General features: G+C 50.2%; 3 protein-coding genes. All 3 read left to right on the top strand.

What is annotated here, in order from left to right; genetic code table 11:
* Positions 1-1,050: cytochrome C552 (locus GF404_05895; protein MBD3381714.1), on the top strand; the 1,050-nt coding region annotated here is incomplete at its 5' end.
* Positions 1,050-2,543, top strand: a complete 1,494-nt coding sequence (locus GF404_05890) for a hypothetical protein (protein MBD3381713.1) — start codon at positions 1,050-1,052, stop codon at positions 2,541-2,543. The genes GF404_05895 and GF404_05890, both read left to right, overlap by 1 nt.
* Before the next feature lie 85 nt (positions 2,544-2,628).
* On the top strand, positions 2,629-3,341 hold a 713-nt coding region (locus tag GF404_05885; protein ID MBD3381712.1), incomplete at its 3' end, for a hypothetical protein.

Here is a 3,341-nt window from a genome sequence, read left to right as displayed (position 1 = left end):
GAGGAAGTCAACAACTCGTATCATGCCAGTGCGGGTTTGATTCTGGAGTCGACCGATGCCTACCTGGCGCATGTTTCCGCGGGAGAACCGGTTGAGATACTGGGATGTGAGAGCTGTCACGGCGCCAGGATTGAAATCGATGAATCTCGCGAGAATAAACTCTCGGTTAAAAGCTGGCCGAATTCGGGGATCGGAAGGATCAATCCGGACGGTTCCAAGGGTTCATGCAACGCCTGCCATACCAGGCATAGTTTCGCCAAGTCGCAGGCTCGTCAGCCGGAATCCTGCTCGAAATGCCATCTCGGACCGGATCATCCCCAGCGTGAAATTTACGAGGAATCCAAGCACGGCAATACATATTATACTAATATCGACAAGATGAACCTCGATTCGGACAGGTGGGTGGTGGGTCTCGATTATTATGTCGCTCCTTCCTGCGCCACGTGTCATATGTCAGCGACACCGACTTCGCCTTTAACCCATGATGTCGGCAGAAGAATCAGCTGGACTTTGCGTCCCAAGGTCTCGGTCCACAAGGAAAACTGGCAGTCACGTCGCCGTAACATGAAGCAGGTCTGTATAAATTGTCATGGGCAAACGTTTGTGGACGGTCATTATTATCTCTATGATGCTGTGGTGCGGTTGTACAACGACAAGTTTGCCATACCGGCCGGTGAGATCATGAATATGATAGAAAGTAAGGATCTCAAAAAGAATCCGGCAAATTTCGCGAATAAAGTCGACTGGATTTACTGGGAGCTCTGGCATCATGAAGGCCGTCGCGCCCGTCATGGCGCTTCCATGATGGGACCCGATTACACCTGGTGGCACGGGATGTACGAAGTGGCCAAGCATTTCTACACAAAGTTTATACCTGAGGTTCGTCATTTCGAAGATCCCGATCTCAATGCCTATTTGGACAGCCTGATCGCCGAGGATCCGATGCACGGATGGGTGACCCGGCCGACTTCCGAGTTAAAAGAGAAGATACGTACCGGCGAGATTCAGGAACTCTATCAACAGTATTACGATGGTGAACAGGATAGATAATGTTTAAAAGATATGTGCGTTTTGTCCGTGGAGTTTCGGTCAACTGGCCGGGGCGGATCGGTGTGGTGCTGACCACCTCATCATTTATCACATTTATTATCCTTGAAATGGCTCGTTTGAGCGGGATGCTGAATAACGCTTATGTCGGCCTGGTGACCTATATGGTTTTTCCGGCGTTGTTCATTATCGGGCTGATACTTATACCGATCGGTTTACGGATTTATAAACAACGCACCGGTAAAACTACCAAACAGCTTTTAAACGAACGCTTCGACGAGGAAGAGGTCAAAGGCAGATTCGGCGGTTCCAAAGTTTTTCTGACGATCGGAATCCTGACAGTCATCAACGTTGTATTTATGGGCGTGCTTTCCAGCCGGATGCTTCACTTTATGGACAGCGCCTATTTCTGCGGTACGGCCTGCCACACGGTCATGAATCCTGAATGGGTGACCTACCAGCAGTCGCCTCACGCCCGGGTTAATTGCGTGGAGTGTCATGTCGGCGAGGGTGTTGATGCGTTAATCGACAGCAAGCTGAACGGATTGTACCAGATTCTTTCGGTCACCTTCAATTTGTACGAGAAACCGATTCCGACGCCGGTTCACCAGCTTCGTCCCGCGCGGGAAACCTGCGAGAAATGCCACTGGCCGGAAAAATTCTACGGCCAGCGAATAAAGACGATCGTGCGTCATGACAATGACAGTCTCTCGACTCCGGCATATACAACTCTGGCGCTCAAGGTCGATGTCGGCACTGAGGCGGCCTCACGCGGGATTCACTGGCATATCGCCGAAGAAAATGAAATCCGTTACACCTCGGTTGATGACCAGCGCGAGGAGATGATCGAAGTCCAGGTGCGACAACCGGACGGAAGTTTCAGGACCTACCGCAACACCAGGCTCGAGAAGCAGGAGTTAGCCGAGGTCGAACCGCGGGTGATGGATTGTGTCGACTGCCATAACCGCGCCACTCATATCTATCAGCGCCTTGAAGACGCGATCGACCAGATGATCGTTGCCGATGAGCTGAGCCGTCAACTGCCGTTTGTAAAGGAAATGGCTATGGAAGCCCTGACTGTCACCTACCAGGATACTTCCCGGGCTTTGAGCGGGATCGCTGATTTCGCGCATAATTTCTATAATCGGAATCATCCGCAAACTGCCCGCAACAAGACTGCCCTGATTGACAGGGCAGTTATCGCTCTTAAGGACAGCTACCGCAGGAACATCCATCCATACATGAATATCTCCTGGGGCGCATATCCCAGCTTTATCGGTCATCACGGCGAAGGCGGATGTTTCCGCTGTCACAATGATTATATGCTCGACTCCGCAGGGGAAAGCATCGCCTATGACTGCACGATGTGTCACTCGATGCTGGCCTATGAGGATGAGGAACGCTTTATCAATCTACAACCGGCGGATACGGCGCACATGGAATATCAATTGAGGGCATTTCTGAAACGGGAATTCAGGTCTTCGTTAGGCAGATGATAGGTTTGTATTAGTCTCCGCTTTATCTGCTACATCTCCAACTTTTTCTTATCAATTTCAATTACAGCTATTATATTCCAAAAAAATGTCATGCCGGGGAGGAGAAATGAAGAAATTAAATGTTTTGTTTTCAGGATTGTTATTTCTTGTTTTCAGTACAAGCCTGCTCGCCGGGCTTGAGGAAGATGTTCCCGAGCCTGTTATCGACGAAGGAATAATCCGCTTTGCTGTCATCAGTGACCGCACCGGCGGACATGTGCCCGGTGTTCATGGGCAGATCGCTGAGGAAATAGAATACCTCAAACCGGATTTCGTCGTATCTGTGGGCGATATGATCGAGGGCTATGTGGATGACTCAGCCCGTATTGTCAGCGAATGGGAGGAATACGATTCGATAGTCTCGGTCTTTTCCATGCCGTATTATCGCACTCCCGGAAATCATGATGTCTGGAGTGATATGTCGGCGGATATCTACCGTGATCGGGGCTACGAGCCTTTCTATGATTTCACACACAATGATGTTCATTTCGTGGTGCTGGACATGGGGCGCTGGGATTTTGGAAATGATCTCCCGCGAAAGCAACTCGACTGGCTGACTGATAGGTTAGATCAAAACAGTGATGCCCGTTACACGATGGTGTTCATGCACAAGCCGACCTGGTACGAGACTGCCGCCAAGGGCAAGAGCGATACATTGCACGCAATCTTCAGGGAATACAAGGTCGATGCGGTCTTTACCGGTCATTACCATGAATATTTCAGCCAGGAAATCGAGGGGATAAAATATACCAGCCTGGG

This window comes from Candidatus Zixiibacteriota bacterium (assembly GCA_014728145.1).
GTDB lineage: Bacteria > Zixibacteria > MSB-5A5 > JAABVY01 > JAABVY01 > WJMC01.
This window is presented reverse-complemented; position numbering and strand designations above follow the sequence as displayed.

Excerpts from the sequence above, each read along its gene's own strand:
- GF404_05890 (MBD3381713.1), top strand. The coding sequence starts at position 1,050 with ATGTTTAAAAGATATGTGCGTTTTGTCCGTGGAGTTTCGGTCAACTGG.